The sequence below is a fragment of the Tabrizicola flagellatus genome, from assembly GCF_046295235.1.
In the GTDB taxonomy this organism is placed as follows: Bacteria; Pseudomonadota; Alphaproteobacteria; order Rhodobacterales; family Rhodobacteraceae; genus Tabrizicola; species Tabrizicola flagellata_A.
This window is the reverse complement of record NZ_JBKBLV010000004.1, coordinates 104,015-106,533: the sequence shown is the minus strand read 5'-3', so window position 1 is coordinate 106,533 and position 2,519 is coordinate 104,015. Positions and strand designations below refer to the sequence as shown.

2 protein-coding genes and 1 pseudogene are annotated in these 2,519 nt (G+C 64.5%); all 3 read left to right on the top strand.

The window, feature by feature from the left end; genetic code table 11:
- A pseudogene (gene sucA, locus ACK4IU_RS02745) lies at positions 1-815 on the top strand (2-oxoglutarate dehydrogenase E1 component); the annotation flags it as partial.
- Between the two features lie 25 nt (positions 816-840).
- Entirely contained in the window at positions 841-2,043 is a 1,203-nt protein-coding gene (gene odhB / locus ACK4IU_RS02740) for a 2-oxoglutarate dehydrogenase complex dihydrolipoyllysine-residue succinyltransferase (RefSeq protein ID WP_409731371.1), read from the top strand.
- Between the two features lie 88 nt (positions 2,044-2,131).
- Positions 2,132-2,467, top strand: a complete 336-nt coding sequence (locus ACK4IU_RS02735) for a hypothetical protein (protein ID WP_409731368.1) — start codon at positions 2,132-2,134, stop codon at positions 2,465-2,467.
- Positions 2,468-2,519 lie beyond the last annotated feature (52 nt).

The window sequence follows — 2,519 nt, the reverse complement described above, 5'->3', positions numbered from 1 at the left end:
AACCGAACGCGCTGACGCTCTGGGAGGCCCAGTTCGGGGACTTCGCCAACGGCGCGCAGATCATGTTCGACCAGTTCATCAACTCGTCGGAATCGAAATGGCTGCGGATGTCGGGCCTCGTGGTCCTCCTGCCGCACGGCTTCGAGGGCCAGGGCCCGGAACATTCCTCCGCGCGCCTCGAACGCTTCCTGCAACTCAGTGCCGAGGACAACTGGATCGTCGCCAACTGCTCGACGCCGGCGAACTACTTCCACATCCTCCGCCGCCAGTTGCACCGGACCTACCGCAAGCCCCTGATCCTGATGACGCCGAAGTCGCTGTTGCGGCACCCGATGTGCATCAGCCGGGCCGAGGATTTCACCGACGGTTCCACCTTCCACCGCGTCCTCTGGGACGACGCGCAGAAGGGCAATTCGACCCTGAAGCTCAAGGCCGACGACAAGATCAAGCGCGTGGTCCTGTGCTCCGGCAAGGTCTATTACGATCTTCTGGCCGAACGCGACAGGCAGGGGCTCGAGGACATCTATCTCCTGCGGGTGGAACAGCTGTATCCGGTGCCCACGATCTCCTTGACCCAGGAACTCGGCCGCTTCCCGAAGGCCGACTTCGTCTGGTGCCAGGAGGAGCCGAAGAACCAGGGCGCCTGGTCCTTCATCGAGCCCGAGATGGAGGCGATCCTGACCAAGATCCGCGGCAAGACCACCCGCATGTCCTACGCCGGTCGCAAGGCTTCGGCCTCGCCCGCCACGGGCCTCGCCTCCCGCCACAAGCATGAACAAGAAACCCTCGTCGCCCAGGCCCTTGGCCTGAACTGACCTCGGAAAGACCGGAGACTGACAAATGACTGACGTGATGGTTCCCGCCCTTGGCGAATCCGTGTCCGAGGCCACCGTTTCGACCTGGTTCAAGAAGCCGGGCGATGCCGTGAAGCAGGACGAGATGCTCTGCGAACTGGAAACCGACAAGGTCTCGGTCGAGGTTCCCTCGCCCGTCGCCGGCGTCCTGGCCGAAATCCTCGCGCCCGAGGGCACCACGGTCGCGGCCAACGCCCGCCTTGCCATCGTGACCGAAGGCGCGGCGGCTGCGGCCCCCGCGAAGACCGAGGCGCCCGCACCGAAGGAGGAGCCGAAGCCCGCCCCCGCCACGAAATCGGTGGAAGACGCGCCCAGCGCCAAGAAGGCCATGGCCGAGGCCGGGCTGTCCCCCGATCAGGTCCAGGGCACTGGCCGTGACGGCCGGATCATGAAGGAAGACGTCGCCCGCGCCGTCGCCGCCCCGGCCCCTGCCGCCGCCGCCCCGGCTCCGGTTGCCATCCCCCGCGCCCCCGTCCCCGCCGATGACGCCGCGCGCGAGGAACGGGTCCGCATGACCCGCCTGCGCCAGACCATCGCCCGCCGCCTGAAAGACGCGCAGAACACCGCAGCGATGCTGACGACCTACAACGAGGTCGACATGTCCGGCATCATGTCGCTCCGCAACGAATACAAGGACGCCTTCGAGAAGAAGCATGGCGTGAAACTCGGCTTCATGTCCTTCTTCGTGAAGGCCTGCTGCCACGCGCTGAAGGAGGTCCCCGAGGTCAACGCCGAGATCGACGGCCAGGACATCGTCTACAAGAACTACGTCCACATGGGCGTGGCGGTCGGCACGCCCTCGGGCCTCGTCGTCCCGGTGGTGCGGGACGCCGACCAGATGTCCTTCGCCGCGATCGAGAAGAAGATCGCCGAACTGGGCCTGCGCGCCCGCGACGGGAAGCTGTCGATGGCCGAGATGCAGGGCGGCTCCTTCACCATCTCGAACGGCGGCGTCTACGGCTCGCTGATGTCGTCGCCCATCCTGAACCCCCCGCAGTCCGGCATCCTCGGCATGCACAAGATCCAGGACCGCCCCGTCGTGGTGAACGGTCAGATCGTCATCCGCCCGATGATGTACCTGGCGCTCAGCTACGACCACCGGATCGTGGACGGCAAGGGCGCGGTGACGTTCCTGGTCCGCGTGAAAGAGGCGCTGGAGGACCCGAGGCGGTTGTTGATGGATTTGTGAGCAGGGGGCGGGGTGAACCCCGGCCTACTGTGATGCGTAGGCCGGGGCCTGCTCCGACAGCTATGCAACCCTGAACTTGAGGCTTCGGATGATGAAACTTCTTCTGACTGCCGCGTTAGTCGTTGTCGTCGGCCTGCAAGCATCAGCGCAGAGCTACGACGGCCTCTGCTTTCCCGGGAACGAATGCACGGGGCCTGTGCCCATCACCGGTAGCAGTTTCTTCACCTGTGAAGAGAATTGCGTCATGGAAGACCCGACATCGGTCAGGGGCATGGATGCATTTCTGTTCGACGTTACCTGCCGTGGCGATTCTGGAACGTTTTCCTACAGGTTGATGATGGCCCGCATAATGAACGAAGGCCGATTGAGAACCTATGCCATCACCAACGATGAAATCACTCCCTTGGAACACTGCCAACACTAACCTGGAGCAGGGTGCGCTACAGCGCACCATCCGCCGGTGCGCTGCAGCGCAC